16 protein-coding genes are annotated in these 18,408 nt (G+C 52.8%); 3 read left to right on the forward strand and 13 right to left on the reverse strand.

Annotation, left to right across the window (positions count from 1 at the left end; genetic code table 11):
• Window positions 1-32 precede the first annotated feature (32 nt).
• The gene (locus H144_RS0120100) at window positions 33-1,457 is read left to right on the forward strand and encodes a glycoside hydrolase family 30 protein (RefSeq protein ID WP_026350858.1); all 1,425 of its coding nucleotides are present in this window, start codon (window positions 33-35) and stop codon (window positions 1,455-1,457) included.
• A 40-nt stretch (window positions 1,458-1,497) separates the two neighbouring features.
• On the opposite strand, the gene H144_RS0120105 is transcribed toward H144_RS0120100, so the two are convergent.
• The 7 genes from H144_RS0120105 to H144_RS0120140 all read right to left on the reverse strand — a co-directional run bounded on the left by H144_RS0120105 (window position 1,498) and on the right by H144_RS0120140 (window position 12,970).
• The gene (locus H144_RS0120105) at window positions 1,498-5,013 is read right to left on the reverse strand and encodes a VCBS repeat-containing protein (protein WP_019943902.1); all 3,516 of its coding nucleotides are present in this window, start codon (window positions 5,011-5,013) and stop codon (window positions 1,498-1,500) included.
• Between the two features lie 13 nt (window positions 5,014-5,026).
• Window positions 5,027-5,443, reverse strand: a complete 417-nt coding sequence (locus H144_RS0120110; RefSeq protein WP_019943903.1) for a hypothetical protein — start codon at window positions 5,441-5,443, stop codon at window positions 5,027-5,029.
• 13 nt (window positions 5,444-5,456) lie between these two features.
• Window positions 5,457-6,899, reverse strand: a complete 1,443-nt coding sequence (locus H144_RS0120115) for a RagB/SusD family nutrient uptake outer membrane protein (RefSeq protein WP_019943904.1) — start codon at window positions 6,897-6,899, stop codon at window positions 5,457-5,459.
• A 48-nt stretch (window positions 6,900-6,947) separates the two neighbouring features.
• The gene (locus tag H144_RS0120120; protein ID WP_019943905.1) at window positions 6,948-10,385 is read right to left on the reverse strand and encodes a TonB-dependent receptor; all 3,438 of its coding nucleotides are present in this window, start codon (window positions 10,383-10,385) and stop codon (window positions 6,948-6,950) included.
• Window positions 10,386-10,513: 128 nt separating this feature from the next.
• Window positions 10,514-11,509, reverse strand: coding sequence for a FecR family protein (locus H144_RS32290; RefSeq protein WP_019943906.1), 996 nt, complete (start codon window positions 11,507-11,509; stop codon window positions 10,514-10,516).
• A 21-nt stretch (window positions 11,510-11,530) separates the two neighbouring features.
• On the reverse strand, window positions 11,531-12,085 hold the full coding sequence (locus H144_RS0120130) for an RNA polymerase sigma factor (protein ID WP_019943907.1): 555 nt from the start codon (window positions 12,083-12,085) through the stop codon (window positions 11,531-11,533).
• Between the two features lie 513 nt (window positions 12,086-12,598).
• Window positions 12,599-12,970, reverse strand: coding sequence for a hypothetical protein (locus H144_RS0120140; RefSeq protein ID WP_019943909.1), 372 nt, complete (start codon window positions 12,968-12,970; stop codon window positions 12,599-12,601).
• Between the two features lie 292 nt (window positions 12,971-13,262).
• Here H144_RS0120140 and H144_RS0120150 point away from each other — a divergent pair, with 292 nt between their 5' ends.
• Together H144_RS0120150 and H144_RS0120155 are read left to right on the forward strand one after the other, a co-directional pair.
• Window positions 13,263-13,661, forward strand: coding sequence for a cupin domain-containing protein (locus H144_RS0120150; protein ID WP_229207951.1), 399 nt, complete (start codon window positions 13,263-13,265; stop codon window positions 13,659-13,661).
• A gap of 52 nt (window positions 13,662-13,713) precedes the next feature.
• Window positions 13,714-14,217 (forward strand): CinA family protein, encoded by a 504-nt coding sequence (locus H144_RS0120155; protein ID WP_019943912.1) that lies wholly within the window; start codon window positions 13,714-13,716, stop codon window positions 14,215-14,217.
• 128 nt (window positions 14,218-14,345) lie between these two features.
• Here the strand turns inward: H144_RS0120155 and H144_RS0120160 are convergent, their stop codons facing one another.
• From H144_RS0120160 to H144_RS0120185, 6 genes are all read right to left on the reverse strand, one after another.
• Window positions 14,346-14,810 carry a PA2169 family four-helix-bundle protein gene (locus H144_RS0120160; protein WP_026350859.1) on the reverse strand — a complete coding sequence of 155 codons (465 nt, stop codon included), beginning with the start codon at window positions 14,808-14,810 and terminating at the stop codon, window positions 14,346-14,348.
• Window positions 14,811-14,955: 145 nt separating this feature from the next.
• Window positions 14,956-15,534 (reverse strand): Crp/Fnr family transcriptional regulator, encoded by a 579-nt coding sequence (locus H144_RS0120165; RefSeq protein ID WP_019943914.1) that lies wholly within the window; start codon window positions 15,532-15,534, stop codon window positions 14,956-14,958.
• An 85-nt stretch (window positions 15,535-15,619) separates the two neighbouring features.
• Complete coding sequence (locus H144_RS0120170; RefSeq protein WP_157504993.1) at window positions 15,620-15,925, reverse strand: response regulator; 306 nt, start codon at window positions 15,923-15,925, stop codon at window positions 15,620-15,622.
• A gap of 52 nt (window positions 15,926-15,977) precedes the next feature.
• Window positions 15,978-16,694 carry a pirin family protein gene (locus H144_RS0120175; protein WP_019943916.1) on the reverse strand — a complete coding sequence of 239 codons (717 nt, stop codon included), beginning with the start codon at window positions 16,692-16,694 and terminating at the stop codon, window positions 15,978-15,980.
• Window positions 16,691-17,320, reverse strand: coding sequence for an alpha/beta hydrolase (locus H144_RS0120180; protein ID WP_019943917.1), 630 nt, complete (start codon window positions 17,318-17,320; stop codon window positions 16,691-16,693). The genes H144_RS0120175 and H144_RS0120180 overlap by 4 nt, the downstream gene beginning before the upstream one ends.
• Window positions 17,321-17,398: 78 nt before the next feature.
• Window positions 17,399-18,337, reverse strand: coding sequence for a ring-cleaving dioxygenase (locus tag H144_RS0120185; RefSeq protein WP_019943918.1), 939 nt, complete (start codon window positions 18,335-18,337; stop codon window positions 17,399-17,401).
• Between the last annotated feature and the right edge of the window lie 71 nt (window positions 18,338-18,408).

The raw sequence follows: 18,408 nt of genomic DNA on the forward strand, positions 1-18,408 counted from the left end.
GCCGGCAGGTCGTGAACACTAACCATTACCGCATGAAAATTTCAATTCCTAAATCCGCATTCCTACTGGTCATCTGCCTGTTCGCTTCCCAGCTCGCAACGGCTCAAAAAGGGAAGGTCGCGTTCTGGCTCACGAATACGGACAAATCGGTGCTGTTCCGGCAACAGCCTGCCTTGACGCTGCAAAAAGCGACGGCTTCCGAAGCGACCGTGATCCATATCGATGCGAAAAAGAAGTTTCAGGAAATCGACGGATTCGGATTCACGCTAACGGGCGGCAGCGCCGGGCACTTGCTGGGCATGTCCAAAGCGGCCCGTACCGCATTGCTGAAAGAACTTTTCTCAACGGCAGGAAACGGTATCGGTATGGCCTACCTGCGTGTGAGTATCGGCGCGTCCGATTTAAATGAAAAGGTCTTTTCCTACGATGACATCCCCCAGGGCCAGACCGACCCGGACTTGCAGCATTTCGACCTCGGCCCCGACCGCAAGGATGTGATACCGGTGCTGAAAGAGATCCTCGCCATTAATCCTGAACTGAAAATCCTCGGCTCGCCCTGGTCGCCGCCGGTATGGATGAAGGACAATGGCGACACCCGCGGCGGGAGCCTCAAACCGGAGTGGTACGATGCTTACGCCAAATACCTCGTGCGCTATGTGCAGGACATGAAGAAAGAGGGCATTCGCATCGATGCCATTACCGTACAAAACGAGCCGCTGCATCCGGGCAACAACCCCAGCCTGCTGATGGTGGCAAAAGACCAGGCTGTTTTTGTCAAAAACCACCTGGGCCCCGCATTTGAAAAGGCCGGAACCGGTACTAAAATCATTGTGTACGACCATAATGCGGACAAACCCGAATACCCGATCTCGATCCTCGACGACCCGGAGGCGAAAAAGTATGTCAATGGCTCCGCATTCCATCTTTACGGCGGTACGATCGACGCGTTATCCAAAGTTCACGACGCCCATCCCGACCGGGCTCTTTATTTCACCGAGCAATGGATGGGCGCGCCAGGCAAATTCGAGCGCGATTTCCCCGATCACATTAAGAAACTGACCATCGGCGCGACGCGCAACTGGGCCCGCACCGTGCTCGAATGGAACCTAACGAGCAACCCGCAAAACCGTCCTTTCACCGACCGCGGCGGCTGCGACCGCTGCCTGGGCGGCGTGACAGTCAACGGCGACAAAGTCACGCGCAACGCAGCATATTACGTGGTCGCGCACGCGTCCAGGTTTGTACGACCGGGATCGGTGCGGATCGAATCGGGCGCATTGATTGGAACAAATGCCGATGAAAAATTACCAAACGTCGCGTTCGCTACGCCGGACGGCAAGAAGGTTTTGATTGTATTGAACGATTCGGATGCCGAGAAGAAGTTTTCGATCCGGGATGGAGGCAAGGCGATGAGTGTCAGCCTGAAAGCCGGGTCGGTTGGGACGTTTGTCTGGTAGGGACTATGTTGGTTTTGGATGTCGTTACACGTAGCGGCATCTAAAACCCTACCGCTCGCGAACGCCCGCGGAAGTCCCTGATCTCTACCTTCGTCAACCCCACGCGCGGCAATGCCACACTCCTGCCCGATTGCGACAAATAGCCCGAACCATAAGCCAGTTCAAAACGCTTCGAACGGCCGTCCGCATAACTGGCAATGAATGTCAAATCCTGCGCCATTGGTTTGATATGCACCGTTTCCGGAGACGCAGCCCCGGTAAATGCCAGCAATGGCCCGTTGTTCTGCGCGGCCAGAACCATAGAACCACCACTAACGAGCTCCAACCGCGCCATTCCTTTGGCATCGCCCGGTATCAGAATGCCGCTCGTGGCTGGATCGAGCGGCTTGAACCCGCCTTTGCCATTCCCGGACAGTAACAACCCATTCAAACCATCCAGCCGCCCGCTGATCGACTCGGTAGCGTGACTGTTGCCCGATAGCAGCAGATCCAGATGGCCATCGTGGTTGAAATCCTGGGCTAACAGGCCGTAGACAGGGCCCATTTGGGCGGCAGACGGAAGGAATTTCAATGCAAACTTTCCATTACCCTTGTTTTCGAGCATCACCGAGTGCATTGTTTCGCATATCAGCTTGCGGGCGTCTTTCAGTTCTTCGGGTTTGAAAACGTCCGTGATTTTGGCTTTGGAATAATCGGCGTAGTAGACGAAGCGCTTTTTTAAGAAATTCATCTGGCTGGTCATTTCGTCGCGGGGATGTGTGGGGTATAGATCGTTGCCGATGTAGCGGGCGATCACTGGGTCCATCGTGCCGCTGTGGTCGAAATCCTTTGCGAGCAGCGTGAGCGGTTTGTCTTTCGAGGGTTTGCCTTCCGCATTCAAGCCTACGTTTCCGAGAACGTAATCTATGTCGCCGTCCTCGTCAAAATCGCCGGAAACAATGCTATTCCACCAACCCGTCGTGTTTTTCAAGCCTGTTTGCGCGCCGACGTTAACGAGTTTGCCTTTATTATTTTTGAAAAACACAATGGGCATCCATTCTCCGGCCACGATGAGGTCTACCCAACCATCCTGGTCGAAATCCGTCCATAATGCACTGGTTACCATACCTATCTGCCCTATTCCGGCGCAAACCTGCGGCGTGACGTTAGTGAACCGGCCGCCATCATTACGCAGAATATAACTCTCGCCGGGCATCGGATAAGCGCCGGGCGCAAGACGGCCGCCTACGAAAAGATCCAGGTCGCCATCGCGGTCGTAATCGGCCGCGTTGACCGTCGAGCCGCTGGCGGTTAGTGGCGGCAATGCATTGGTATTCAGCTTAAAATTCCCTTTTCCGTCATTCGTATACAGCCGGTCCTGGTAGTACGGCGAACCGGCTTCGAACTCGTTGCTGCCACTCACGACATACAGATCGGGATCGCCGTCCCCGTCCGCATCGAAGAAGAGCGAGCCCATATCCTCTTCGTATTTCTGCCCGCTTACCAATGCTTTAGAACTGAAATGCTGCTGATTGTCCTGGACAAAAACGCGGCCCGGCTGGTTGAAGGCCCCGCCGACGTAAAAATCGTCCATACCATCGCCATTCACATCGCCCACGGACACGCCCGGCCCGTTTTGGGAAAGCAAATGCGGAAGTAACGGCTGTATTTTAAAATCAATGTAAAGATCGTCTTGGTGCTGAAAATCAATGCCTTTGAAAGTCTCAAACAGCGGCATTGGTGAAACGCCGGCATGGCGGTTCGGAACGGCCGACCCGGCATAATCCAGCTCAATGGGCTGTCCTGCTTGTACATTTTTCAAAACCTGCACCCGTGCATCCGGCCACACGATTTCCAGGCTATCCGCGCGCGCAGCATTACCCAGGCCAAAATGCAGGCGGCGGGTTTCCGTTGTCGATTGGTAACCACGGTACGGCGAATGCTCGGCATACTGAATGCCCTGTGGCGTCCAGATGCGGATTTTAGCACCAAAACCATCGCGGTTCAATGGCGGACCTTTCAGTTTGACCATCAGCGAATGCATTTCCGGCTTGCGTTCCGAATGATTGGCATACACAAATGCCTCTGTGTCGATATTATTTATGACCACGTCCAGATCGCCGTCGTTATCAAGGTCGGCGTACACCGCGCCGTTGGAGAATGAGGGAATATCAAAACCCCAATCGGCTGATTTGTTAGTGAAGGTGAGGTCGTGATTGTTGGAAAAAAGGTAGTTGGGCACGTGAGCACCTTCCACTTTTTTCAATGCTTCCACCAGTCGGCGGTTGTTGCCTGTGCGCATCTGCATTTCGTGCTCGGCCATGCGGTAAATCACAAAATCGCGGTTGGTAATGTCTTTCGGGTAGCCGTTGGTGATCATCAGGTCGCGGAAGCCGTCGTTATCATAATCGGCAAACAATGCGCCCCAGCTCCAATCGGTGGCCTCCACGCCTGCATACCGGCCTATCTCGCTGAAAACGGGCTGTTGCGTTCCCGGTGCATTGCCGGCATTGTGCTGCAACGTATTTCGCATGAACTGCGGCTCGTAGCCCATCCGCAGCTCCGACAAATGCCGGTCGTAATTCATCAGCCCGAACATATTTTTCCGCCGCACGGGGTCTTCGGGCAGCATATCCACGGTGACGAAATCCACCAGGCCGTCGTTGTCGATATCGGCCGCGTCGTTACCCATTGCCGAGTAACTTTGGTGTTTGAAATAAGATGCTATTTGGTTTTTAAAGGTACCGTTCTGCTGATTAATGTAGAGCAGGTCGTTCGACACGTAATCATTGGAAATGTACACATCCAGCCAGCCGTCGTTGTTGACGTCCGTCACGGCAATGCCCAGCCCGTAACCTTCTTCGAGGATACCCGATTCGCGCGATACGTCCGTGAAAGTACCATTGCCGTTGTTTCGGAAAAGGCGGTCGGCGTTGGGCGAAGAGCCGTCGCTGACTTTCTGGCGGATGTTGTTCGGGCCGCGCATGTTCATCACATTCGTAACCAGGTAAGCGTCCAGATCGCCGTCGTGGTCGTAATCGAAGAAAGCCGCCTGCGTGGTATTGCCCGCGTAGTCGAGGCCGTAGGCTTTCGCTTCTTCTTTAAATGTATTATTCTTTTGATTGATAAACAGCAGGTTAGGTAGCGCCCCCGCATTTGCCGGGCCTGCCCGGCAAATGTAAATGTCGAGGTAACCATCCGCATTGATATCCACCATCGCCACGCCGCGCGCCCATCCATCGGGCACCTGAATGCCGGAACTTACGGTAATATCCTCGAAATGAATGAATTGATCTTTGGTCTGGTTCAAATACAACCGGCTGTCGGTCATATTACCGGTGAAGATCAGGTCCGTGAGGCCGTCGTTATTGATGTCGCCCGCACCTACCCCGCCGCCATTGTAGAAATATTCGTAGGTAAGGATATTCAGCTGGTCGCTCTCATGCAGGCGATTATTGAAATGAATGCCCGTATCGTCCCCGGAGAGCAGTTCGAACAATTTCTGATCCTTTTTATCGGATCGGCACGCGCCTAGCAACAGCGTAATGCACAACAACAGGGCTATCGGGCGGGTCATACGGCAAATGCGGCTATTTCTCCGCAGGGAGTTTGGTAAAGAACCGGACTTCGTACAACTCCTGATTCTTGCCCGGAAGGTACGGTTTCTGTGCTTTTTTCAATATCAAATGCTCGTCCGACAGTTTCACGATCTGAAACCCGCTCAGCCGCTGGCCGGTGGAATCGGTGTAAACGAGCGAGTCGGAGCTCGGCAGCTGATACCGGTAGGTCTTGAATTTCTCCTTTTTCCGCTCGGTCATCACCCCATCGGCCCCATACTCGAACGTCGACCAGTGCTCGTCAAACGTATTATTGGTAAAACTAAACCCATTCACAAAATTGCTGATCGAATCCGTACGCCACACGCCTTGCAACTCCTGCTCACGGGTGCGGCAGGAAAAGACGCTGCTGAACAGCAAGACGATGAGCAGGGGGCGGAGGTTGGTCATGGGGTTTCAATCATTAATAATTCGCATTCTGCTTCAAAGTCCCATTGCTCAAATCCACCTCGCGCTGCGGGAGCGGGAAGTAATAATGCTTGGGTTTGATGAAGTTACGGCTTGGTTTGAAGGGACCTCTGGCGATTTTGTAATGGGCCGAAATGTCGATCAGGCCAGCCTTATCCCAACGCATAAGGTCCTGGTGGCGTTCGTTTTCTCCGGCCAGCTCCACACGGCGCTCGTGCATGATGTCCGTCATTTTAGCGCCGGATTTGGCGGCCAGGCCTGCGCGTTTACGCACCGCATTCAGCTCCGTGTCTCCGCTTTGCGAGGAACGGATTTTCGCTTCCGCTACCAGCAGGTACACGTCCGCCGTCCGCAGGAACGGTGCATTCAGGCTTTGGCTCATGTCTCCGCCGTCGGTAAAGCTCGTGTATTTGCGGAAAGAGTAGCCGGTTACGCGGGTCATATCGGCAGTAAATGTGGTACTTCCGGCGCTGCCGCGTTCCACCTTGTCGCCCGGACTATAAATGGAATACGCGCGGCGCGGGTCGCCTTTCTCAAATTCCTTCACGAGGTCGTCGATCGGCTCGTGGAAGCCCCAGCCGCCGAATACTTGCGGCGTATGGTAGAATGTCGGTGAATTGTCTGTCGTCCAGCCGGTTTCGTATTGGAGCGAGAACAGGATTTCGGGGTTGTTTTCGGTCGTCAGCTGAAAATTGTCGTCGTAATTGCCAGCCAGCTTGTAGGCGGCGTTGCCGATCACCTTTTGTCCCGCTTCGATCGCCTTGGCCCAGTTTTCCTGGTACACATATAGTTTAGCCAGAAAACCATTGGCCGAACCCTGCGTGACGCGTCCCGCCTCGCCGGCGTCGTAGCTGACCGGCAGCAGGCTGGCTGCTTTGGTAAAATCGGCTTCCGCCTGCGCGCGCACCTCCGCAAGGGTCGATTTGGCTTTGTTATAATTGTTGTTCAATGCGTCGGCTTCGAGGATAATGGGCACTTCGCCGTAAATCAGCGACAAGCGCCAGTACACGAACCCGCGAAGGAAATAAGCCTCGCCCATGCTGCGGTTGCGCAATGCATCGTCCATCGTCACCTTCGGCGCGTTGATCAGCACCGCATTGGCACGCGAAATCACCTCGTACTTCGTCGACCATGTAGCCAGGATATGCGAGTTGGCTGCGTCGAACGTGAACATTTCCAGCGAGGTTTCGTCGGAGTGGTCGCCTGCGCGGTTCATGTCGTCGGAGCAGTTATCGAAAGTATATTCGGTGTGCGCGAAGCCGTCCTCGTTCAGGAGCGGGGCGTAAATGGCGTTGGTGGCAGCCACCACGTCGTCGCCGTTGCGCCAGAACTGCTGCGAAGTGACCTGTCCGTAAGGCGTGCTTTCGAGCAGGTCGTCGTTACAACTCGTTGCGGCCATCAGGAAGAGCCATCCGGCCATTACATATATCTTTTTCATATTGGTTATCGGTAGTTGAAAATCAGAGCGGGCGATGCCCGTTCGGGTTTAGAATGACAAAGTTGCGCCGATGGTCCACGTGCGTGCCTGCGGGTATTGCGCGTAATCCACGTTCAGCTGGTTGTACAGGCCGGCCGCCTTATCGCCGCCTACATAACCCAGCTCGGGATTCAGGCCCGTGTATTTGGTCAATGTGAACACATTCTGGCCGGTAATGTAAATCCGCGCCTGCGACAGTTTCACCTTTTCGATCACCGTTTTCGGAATGGTGTAACCTAATGTGAAATTTTTCAAACGAAAGAAATCACCTTTCTCGATAAACAGGTCCGACGGGCGGAAGTTGCGGTTCGGGTTGTCGATGCTCAGCCTTGGAACGGTGTTGCTGGTACCTTCACCATGCCAGCGCTCGTTGGCCTCCTGATAGAGGTTAAAGGAATAGCTCGCGTCGAGGCCCTGCATTCTGTCGGCATTGAAAATCGACACGCCGCCCACACCTACGAAGAACAGGTTCAGGTCGAAACCTTTGTAGTTCAGGCCTGCATTCAAACCGTAATTGATTTTCGGCTGGGGGCTACCGATGATCGTACGGTCTTTGTCGTCCACCACGCCGTCGCCGGTCAGGTCCATGAAACGGACATCGCCGGGATGGATCTGGCCGTTGGTTTTACGTGAATCGTTGGCAATGTTCGGATCGGAGTCGATCTCGCCCTGATTTTGGTACAAGCCATTGGTTTTATAGCCGTAGAACGTTCCGTAAGGATTGTTCTCGTACGTGCGTACGATCTCCTGCTGCCCGCGGCCGTACAGCTGCGAAGCCAGGAAACCGCCCGGCGTCGCGAGCTGGGTAATGCGGTTTTTGATCAAAGTCGCATTCGCGCTTACATTGAATGTCAGGTCGCCGAACGAATGGCGGTACGATGCCTCGATCTCCACGCCCTTGTTGCGCAGCTGGCCGATGTTCTGGTCGGGAATGATGGACGTGCCGATGGTTCCCACCGAAGGCGGGGCGAGCAGCATTTTTTTCGTGTCTTTGATAAAATAGTTAACCGACAGGTACAGCGCATTCTTCCAAAGGCCTGCCTCCACACCGAAATTGGTCATCTCAGCCGTTTCCCAGCCGATTTGCAGGTTCGCCAGGCGGCTTTGCGCAGCACCTGAGATCTGGCTTTGCGTGCCGCCTGCGCCCAATGCGTAGCGGTAAGACGAGTTGATCAATGCGAGGTATTGCAGCGAGTTCACGTTCTGGTTACCCAGCTGTCCCCAGCCGCCCGTCAGCTTGAAGTTGCTGAACACCGACAATGCATTTTTGAAAAAATCCTCTTCCGAAAGTCGCCAGCCCAGCGAGAATGCGGGGAAATAACCCCAGCGGTTGTCCGGCGCGAATTTCGACGAACCGTCGGCACGGAATGTGGCTGTGAGCAGGTAACGGTCCATGAACGAGTAGTTGGCCCGGCCGAACCACGATGCCAGGGCGTCGTAGCTGCGGTTACCGTTCTCGCCGGCCACCGACACGATCGTTCCGGCATATTGCAGGTAACGCAGAGACGGGTCTTCGCTCGCAAAATCGCGGCCGCGCTGACGTGCCGAAATGCTGTTGAACGTCTGCGAAGTATAGCCGCCCACGAGGCTCAGGTTGTGCGCCCCGAATCTTTTGTCGTACGAAAGGAAATATTCCTGTAAAAACGACCAGTATTTGCCGTGTGTGAGGTCTAGCTGGTTGTAGGAATTGGTACGGAACTGGTCGTTGATTTTCACTTCGAAATTGGTGCTTTCCGAGAAAGTAGCGTCCATCGCGAGGTTAGCGCGCAGTTTCAGGCCTTTGAGAATTTCCAGTTCACCCGTCAGGCTGCCAAGGAAACGGTTGCGGATATTGTTCTGGTCCTGCGTATCGACCGTAAAAATGGGGTTGTTGATGTCGCCGAATGCCCCGATGCCTTTGGTGGTGCTGTAAGAACCGTCGGCATTGCGGATCGGAAGGCCCGGGTGGAAACGGATCGCGCTCCACAGCAAGCCGGTTTGTGACGAGGTCGTGTTCGGGGCCGTGTTATGGGTGTTGGTAAATTGCAGGTTCTGCCCGATTTTCAGCCTCGAACCGATCTTGTGGTCGGAATTGACACGGAACGTATATCTTTTGTAATACGACTTTCCGATGATCCCCTTTTCATCATAATATCCTCCCGAAATGGAGAACGACGAATACTTGCCCCCGCCGCGGATGGCCGCGTCGTAGTTTTGGGTAACGCCCTGTTTCAGCAAGGCCTCCTGCCAGTTGGTCTGCTGGGTCTGGTACTGCGCATCCTGCCAGATCGGCGGAACAGGCAGGCCGTCGTTGGTATATGCCTCTCTTTTCAATGCGGCCAGGTCGGGCGCTTCCAGCATGTCGAGGATCTTGATGCGGTTGCTGGTACCGACATAGCCATTCAATGTAACGGCGATCGGGTTGTCGAACGTACCTCGTTTGGTCGTGATGATCACGACTCCGTTCGCTGCACGCGTTCCGTAAATAGCTGATGCCGAAGCATCTTTCAGGATTTCAATGGATTCGATGTCGTTCGGGTTCACATCGTTCATCGAGCCGGCCGGCACGCCGTCGATCACGACGAGCGGATCTGCATTGTTGACGGTACCGAACCCGCGGATCTGGATCGTGCCCGCATCGCCCGGCGCACCGCCGTTACGGATCACGTTCACACCCGCCGCGCGACCTTGCAGTGCCTGCTGCGCACCTCCCGATGGAAGGTTCTGAAAATCAGACCCTTTCACGGACGATACCGCGCCGGTCACGTCTTTTTTCTCCTGTGTTCCATAACCTACAACCACCACTTCCTTCAATGCACTTACATCGGGCACGAGCGAAATGTTGATCGCCGAGCTGTTGCCTACCACGGCATCCTGGCTCACGTAGCCGATAAACGAGAAGCGGAGGGTAACGTTGCCATCCGGCACGGAGAGCTGAAACTGGCCTGTCTGGTCGGATGTGGTGCCTTGCTGGCTGCCGACGATCAGGATATTCACGCCGGGCAGCCCGTCGCCTTTCTCATCCACGACCTTCCCGGAGACGGTCCGGTCGGCCGCAATACCCGCTGTCAAAGCGCCTGACGGGGCTGCGCTTTGCGGGTCACTCTTTTTTCGCAACAGGATCCGGGAGTTGCCTACTACCTCGTAAGAAACGTTCAGGGGCGTGAGCAACTGGTCGAGCACGCGGCTCAGGGAACCTTGCAGCTGCCTGGCAGCCACGGTGCTCCTGCCCTGAATGCTACCTGAGCTGTATACAAATTTAACGTCGGCCTGCTTCTCGATCTGCCGCAAAACCTGCCTTATTTCGAGCGCTTCCACTTTGAGCGAAATCTCCTTGTTAAGCAACTCCTGGCTATAAACGCCGTGTGCCATCGTGATCCCGCAGCATATCAATGCAAGCAAAAGTTGTTTAGCCGTAGCAGTCATGACTTTGTAAACAACCCTTTTGTAGGGTATTTTTTTATGCATAATTTTAATGGTTTTTGTGAATTGAGCAACTCAAAAACAATCGGTATCCTTCGCCAGTAAGGATATTCGGAACGGCCGGACATGTTAGCGCATGGCCGGCGTTTTATTTACGGATCTATTTGTTTCAACTAATCAGCACAACCTTCCCCTGAAATGAAAAGCGAAGCGCCGCGCCTTTCGTAAGCGACATTCACAGCCTTACAAATCAGGTCCAGCTGATCGAACATCGGCAGGTCGTTCAGGTCGCCGGTAAAGAGGCAGTTCCTGAGCACATCACCTTCCACGACAATGTCGATGCCATACGTTTTTTCCAGCATCGCCAGCACATCGGCCGCCGGTATTTCGGCAAATTCAAACCGTTTTCCTGCCTCTATCGGCTTTACTACCGCCGGGTTTTTCACGATTCCCAGCTCCATTTTGCGTGAATCCCTGTCAAAAACAACTTTCTGGTTCGGTGTCAGGATGAACCCGTTCTTGCTGGAACTGTGGATATCCGAAGTTTCATACACCGATACCCGCCCGGTTGCCACCTGCACCTCAACGGAACGTGCGCCATCATATGATCTTACATTAAAACTCGTCCCCAATACCTGTGTAGCCAGATTTCCGGTAGATACGATAAACGGCTTTGTCACGTCCCGTTTTACCTGGAAAAACGCCTCGCCGTGGAGGTACACCATTCTTTTACGCTCCCCGAAATGCTCCGGGTAGCTAATGCGGCTGTTCGGTTGGAGGATCACCACGCTGCCGTCTTCCAGCGTAAGGCGCTGCGGCTTATGGGACGTGTTGCTCACCGCGAAGCCCTCGTCGGCACTTTCCCAAATGGCGCTGAATGCCGGCAGGTAAATGCTCTCTTTCGGTAATTCATGCAAAAACACCCCGGCGAGCAGCGCCACGGACGCCGCTACCGCGGCCCACCAGCCTATTTTTAATGGTTTGCGCGTCGTATTGGCCAAAAGTTTCAGCCGGATACGCTGCCCGATTTCCTCTTTTTCGGATAACAGCACTTCCGAATCGTCCGCCGGATTGTCGCGGAGGTATTGCTCCATCCATTGGTCCTCATCGGCCGAGGTCTCGCCCGCTATGTATTTTTCGATCAGTTTGTCGTAGCTGTATGGTGTCATCGGCGGAGGCGTGTGTAGATCTTAGTTGCTGGAATAGTACATCCAGAGGTTTTCCTTTAAAGCTTTCAATGATTTGGTAATGTGGTATTCCACGGCTTTTTCCGAGATATTCAGTTCCTCGGCAATGTCCTTGACGGGCCTGTTCTCGAAGCGGCTCAGCTGAAAGACCCGGCTCGTCTTTTCGGGCAACTTCCGCATCACCTCGTCCACCGCCCGCGACAGATCCGAAAACTGCACGATTTCGTCCGTCGAATAGGTTTCCTGGATTTTGTTGAGGATCAGGTACTCCTGATACCGCCGCCAGGTAATCTGCGATTTAATAAAATTGGTCACCCGGTACTTCATCGCGATCGCCAGGTACGTGCCCAGGTTGCGGATCTCCGTTTCGAGCCGCTTGTTCCACAGGCTTTCGAATATGTCGTGCACGAGCTCTTCCGACTCCTCCCGCGACCCTACCTGGTGGTAGGAAATGCAGAACAGCTTGTACCAGTAACGGTTGTAAATCTCCTCGAAAGCACGCTTGTTGCTTTCCCGGAGCTGCGTTACCAGCTGTTCGTCGGTGAGAAGTTTAGTCATGAGGGTGCTCCTTTGCTCGGATCTGTATGTATAGTCAAACAACTTTCGGAAACCCCTAAAACGGTTACCTGCTTTTTCGAAACTATTTTTGAAGAAACGGCCGGAACTCGGAATCGATCTGGAATTCCGTCGCCCCGAATGCCCGCATACGCGCGCAATCCTTTTGCGCATCGCCCATCTATAAGCCGGAATTTAGTGCCACTTTTACCGATAGTTAACCGATTGCTGCCTGTCATTCAAAAACTTTGGGAAACATGAAATTACGCCGTTTGTTTGCAACAACCATAGTGAGACGGAGCGGATACACACACTATACTTTTTGCCTCCGCTACATTTTAATTTAGTACCATTATCCTGATTAAATCATCACTGTCCAAGTCCACTATACACACGCTATTTTGTCCGGCATTTCAAATACAGTCCCAGGCAAAAAAAAATGAAACAAGGGATTTGAATCCGCCTTGTTTCATTCAAAAGGGCCTTTCGGCCGAGAGTACCAATTTTGGTAGAAGTCTATGCCAGTGTTTCCGCCATTTGTAAAAAGATTGCTCTCTTGTAATATTCCGGGTCATATTTGATCAGTACCTGGGTACCAGTCCGCATCGAATCATACTTGGCGTAAGGGAGCACTTCCCGCATTTCCGTTACAAAATCATTACCCGCTTTGGGTTTCACCTGAACCTGTACCTGAAATTCAGGCAGATTGTTGAGGTATTCGCCGGTTGGCTTAATCGCCAGAACGGTAGCGTTTGCCTGAACGCCTTGTTTCAAAATCTTCTTCTTTCTCTCCTCTGCAATCCGCTTGCGAATGGACGATAAAGTCCAAAAAGCTACCATGCATGCCAGGATAAGTGTAGCGCCGATTTCCCTGTTATTAAATTCCACAGCTAAATTTTAGTTAAGAGTGTGATGCCCAAAAATAATGGATTAACTCTAAAAAAAGTACTATTTCATTTATCAAACGGTCGTTCTTGTGATCAAATGGTAAAAGTCATTCGTTTGAGCCAAGAATTTCATGGCAAAAAGCAATTTACAAAACCGGAATGCCGCGAACGGTTACAACTACAAAAGTTGCATTCACAGGATTTTTTCCTAAATTTTATTGAAATAATGATTCGCACGCCAATGGCATGATTTTCTCAACCGCGTAAAAAGTATCGATTAACCCTTATTCACCATGACAATGGAAATCAAATCCAACCACTCGACCGGAAACCGACCTGAGGGAGACCGTATCCTCGACGCTCCATATGTTTTCACCGATATACCGATGTATCTCGAACAGCTGAGATCGGAAAAATCCTGGACTAAGAATGACCGGAATGCGATCACGGTCCACAAATCCGGCAAAGTCACGATCGTCATCGCTATCCTGAAATCGGGAGCGGTACTGAATGACCATTCGATCGACGAATGTCTGACGTTCCAGGTGCTGTCGGGAGAGTTGAAAGTCGAGACGGAAGGCCGTGTATTTTACACCACAACCGGCCAGATGATGTCCTTTCACGCACGCGTTGCGCATTCCGTGAAGGCAATGGCCGATTCCGAAATCCTGATTACCACCTACAAGGAATAGCATGAGCAGCTGGCAAAGTTTTTGAGCATTTGGCACAAAAACAGCATTCCATATGCCATCAGATATCGTAATACAATGCGGCAAGGCACTTTCGGAGCGACAACTTACGGTCGCGTTCGTCGAAAGCGCCACGGCCGGGCGCCTGTCCGCCGAATTTTCCATGTGCCCCGAATCAGGCAGCATATTGAAGGGCGGTCTCGTTTGTTACGACGCCGCCTTAAAGGAAAGCGTCCTGCACGTACCGAAGGATATGCTCCGGCATTTCACGCCCGAAAGCGCCGAGGTGACCCGCGAGCTTGCCGAGCGGCTTCAAACGTTTATCCCTGCCGACCTGCACATTGCGGTAACCGGCCTTACCTGCCCCGGCGGCAGCGAAACACCCGAAAAACCGGTCGGGACGATGTTCGTCCATTTGTTCACAAAAGGTAAATCCGTGGCGGTACGGGAAGTTTTCAGCGGCGGGCCGGAAGATATCGTACTTCAATGCATCGACCGGACGGCAGAGTTGATCCTTGCGGAGATACCAGCCGTAAACCCGCCTGTGGATACACCGTAGTAAGTTAAGAAGGCCCGGAGATAGCTCGTCCCGGGTTTAACAATATCTGAATTTCATCAGCCACCATAACGAAAACAGGCCGGTAATGTGCCGGCCTGTTTCAGTTTGTTGACGAAATGTAAATTTTATCAGTGATAAGCTTTCGCCGCGTCGCGGAGTCGCTTGATCGTATCGTGGCCGCTTCTCAATGTCGCTTTCTGGCGTGTTACGAGTGCGCGGAGCTCGGGCGTCAATTCATCTGATTCCAATGCGCTTTCATATGCCTTTTGCGCGGCATCTTCGCCGAATTCCGAATTTTCCAGTGATGTTTTGCGGCCATCGCTGCTAAACGCGGCCCGCACGTCCATCCACACGCGGTACAACTTGCCCGACACCATCGTGCCGGTTGCAGGCTCCCCACCCAGGGCAGTCACTTCGCCACTCAGTTCCAGTACGTTATCACGGCTGTGATTGGCAAGGCTGTTGTAGAGCGAGCGGAGGTCGCTGTCGCTGGCTTCGGTTTCGTCATAAGCCTTTTCGTAACCGGCTACACGGTCGTTATTAATCAGTATCAGGTCATTCAGTGTTTCTATGATTGCTGCATTTTGTGCCATGACTGTTTCATGTTTGGTGATGCGGCCCTTAGAAAAATACTGTTCCAACGCGTCTCCGGCACAGGAAGAAGGCTCTTGTGCAAAATTTGTGGAGGTTTTTGCGCCGTATATGCAGGCAATGAACCGCTTACGCTCGGACAGTCCATTATTTTTCGCTCAACTTGCGCCGTACTTTACTGAGAAATTCAGGAGAAAAGCCCAGATAGGAAGCAATGTAATGCTGCGCAACGCGCTGAGGGATAGCCGGGTAGCGGGCCAGAAAATCGAGATACTTTTCGACGGCACTCGTGGAGATCGTGCGGAAGAGCCGCTCCTGCGTCTGCGCGAGGTTCCGCTGCACCATCAGGCGGAACATACGCTCGAAGCCCGGCACATTGGAAAGCAGCTTTTCCTTCGTTTCGGGCGTGAGGATCAGTACCTCGCAGTCTTCCAGGGTTTCGATGTACACGTGGCTGGGCGTCTGGTTATGGAAGCTGGTAATGTCGCTCACCCACCAATCCTCCACAGCAAACTGCAATGTAACTTCCGCGCCGGCGCTATCGATATAGTAGGTACGGATGCAGCCTTTGAGAATGTAGCCCTCGAACTGGCACACTTCGCCCTGCTGCAAGAGGAATGTCTTTTTTGGATATGTTTTGAATTGAAGTAACGAATCGAAATAATCGAGGTCTTGCTGGGTGAAGGGCAGGCACCTCAGTGCATAGCTGTTAATCTTTTCAAACATAGTCAGGTAAATGGGTTAGCCACGGGCGGTTAGCCACCGGCGGTTAGCCACGGGCGGTTAGCCACCGGCGGTTAGCCACCGGCGGTCAGCCACCGGCCAATGCGTGCCGGATCTCGGAATAAAGTAATCCGCTGCCGCCGCCGAAATGGCGCAGGCAAGCGATGCGCGGGTCGATGGATTGGCAGAGCGAAACAATGCGCTCGCCCGTTTCCTCATCGACGCCAACGCCCAAAAGTACTAAATCGATCGAATTTAAACGAAGCGCCTCTTCCGCTTCCGCTATCGAACCGGCCGGAATGCCGTTCCAGGCGTCCTGCTGATTGATCAGCCGGACGATCGTTTCGAGAATCTCGGGATGGTTGGCAATCGCCAGAATATTGACTTTTGACATAAGCTGCAACATTACGCCGGCGATTGGCATCAATCACCGGCTATTTAAGATATTACCATTTTTCAGGAACCTCGATCACCAGCAGCGCGCTTTCCGCCAATGCTTTCACAGCAACTGCCGGTTCCGGCCAGAAGCCATAACCGTCGCGGGCTGCCAGAACCTGCCCATTTACCTCGATACTCCCTTCGATTACAAATACATATACCCCGTTATCATTGTTTTTCAAATGATATTCCGCTTCAAAACCTTCGTCTAAATCGGCCAGGTGAAACCAGGCATTTTGATGAATCCACACCCCTTCATCATCAGGATCGGGTGATAGGATCTGCTGGAAACGGTTATGCCGGTCGCCCGACGCATACTCCATCTGATCATAGCGCGGGGCCACATTCAGTTTGTTGGGATAAAGCCATATTTGCAAAAAAGTAACCGGCTCGTCCGCGTCCTTGTTGAATTCGGTGTGGTAAATACCTGTCCCGGCACTCATTACCTGAATTTCTCCGGGGTTGATCACCGCTACATTACCCATACTGTCCTGGTGCTCCAAGGTACCTTCCAGCGGAATGGAAATGATCTCCATATTGTCGTGTGGATGGCGCCCGAACCCCTTTCCGCCGTTGACGGTATCGTCGTTCAATACCCGCAAGGCACCAAACTGAATGCGCTGCGGGTCGTAATTTCCGTGAAAACTGAATGTCTGGGCGCTTTTAAGCCAGCCGTGGTCCGCATGAAAGCGGGAAGCTGCCGGATGCAAAACCGAGTTTTTCATGATCTTTTCAATATCGTGTTGTTCACCAATTGAATTTCGTCGCCGGAGATCGTGTGCGGCCGGCCCGGATAAATGACCTGGTTCACGATCGCATTCATATCTTCCAGGATCGTCACGCTCTCCTGCACGCGTGAAACGGGTACGTGAGGATCAGGGTTACCGGTCGAAATAAATACGGGAGTTTGCTTGAAATCACCTTTATAATTGACAACGGCCAGCTCCTGCCCTACCAGTCCGCCGGTAAATGCCATGATCCCGCCGTATTTGCGCGCATTGCGTGTGGTATATTCCAAAGTAAGACAAGCTCCCTGCGAAAAACCGACGAAATAAATCTGGTCTGCCGGAATACCGCCCGACTCGATTTCTTTCACCACATCGTCGACGAGCGCCAGCGCCGAATCGAGTGCCGGCTCGTTCTGTTGCACCGGTGCCATAAAACTGTAAGGATACCAGCTGTTATTGGTTGCCTGAGGTGCAAAAATGGCCATTTCATCCAGTTTGAGCACTTTTTGAAGAGAAATAATATCGGCGGCAGTCCCGCCACGGCCATGCAGCATGACAACCGCTTTTTTGGCCTGCTGAACCGGTAATCCGCTTGTGATGAATTGTTTGCTATGGGTGTACATGGGAATGTTCAAGTTTAATTTTGAATGACCGAATGACCGAATAAATCTTCATTCATTCAGTCATTCAGTCATTCGACATTAATTAAGTACCGGCAACACTTTCACAATCTGCTCTCTGCGGGGCTCGTATTGAGGAGGGAGCATTAGGCCGGAACCGAGTTGCTCAACGGTTTCGTCGGTGGCGAAGCCGGGATTATCACTCGCGATTTCGAACAGTACGCCTCCCGGTTCGCGGAAATAGAGCGAATAGAAGTAGTTACGGTCGATTTTATCGGTGATCTGCAAACCAGCGTCCAATACTTTTTTGCGGAACTCCATCAGGATATCGTCGTTCGCCACGCGGAATGCGATGTGGTGAACCGATCCTTTGGCTACATGGCCCGCTCTTTCACCGGGAGCTTCCACCAGGTCCACAATATTAGCATTGTCGACGGCGTCGGTCACGAAGCGAAAACGGTTCACATGCTGCTCCGCCAGTTTGTAGCCGAATATATCGGTCAACACTTTCGCGGTCGCTTCGATCTCGTTGGTCGTGATGGTCACATTATGGAAACCGCGGGTAGCATATTCGGCTGCCACTTCGGGTGTGGTCCAGGGAATGCGGTTGTCGGTGATTTTAGGCACGGTCAACTCGAATTTCAGACCATCGGGATCAAGAAATGTCAGGTATTGCTCCCCGAATTTCTCGGCAGGTTTGTTATACGTGATTTTGTTGGCCTCCAATCTTTTCAACCAGAAATCGAGACTACCCTCAGGCACGGAATAACCGATTTCGGTAGCCTGGCGGGTACCGCGGCGGCCGGCTGGGATCTGGTTACCCCATGGGAAGAAGGTCAGGATCGAACCGGGCGTACCGTTTTCGTCACCATAGTAAAAGTGATAGGTGTTAGGATCGTCAAAATTGACGGTTTTTTTCACCATTCTCAGGCCTAATACCCTTGTATAAAAATCGTAGTTCGTTCTGGCGTCACCAGCGATGGCTGTAATATGGTGGATGCCGTTGATTGTATTTTCCATTGTCTTGTTCAGTTAAGATGTCTCTTTGTTTTTGATGATACAAAGGTATATCCCCGGGCATGGGCAGGGCA

It is taken from the genome of Dyadobacter beijingensis DSM 21582, assembly GCF_000382205.1.
Taxonomy (GTDB): Bacteria; Bacteroidota; Bacteroidia; order Cytophagales; family Spirosomataceae; genus Dyadobacter; species Dyadobacter beijingensis.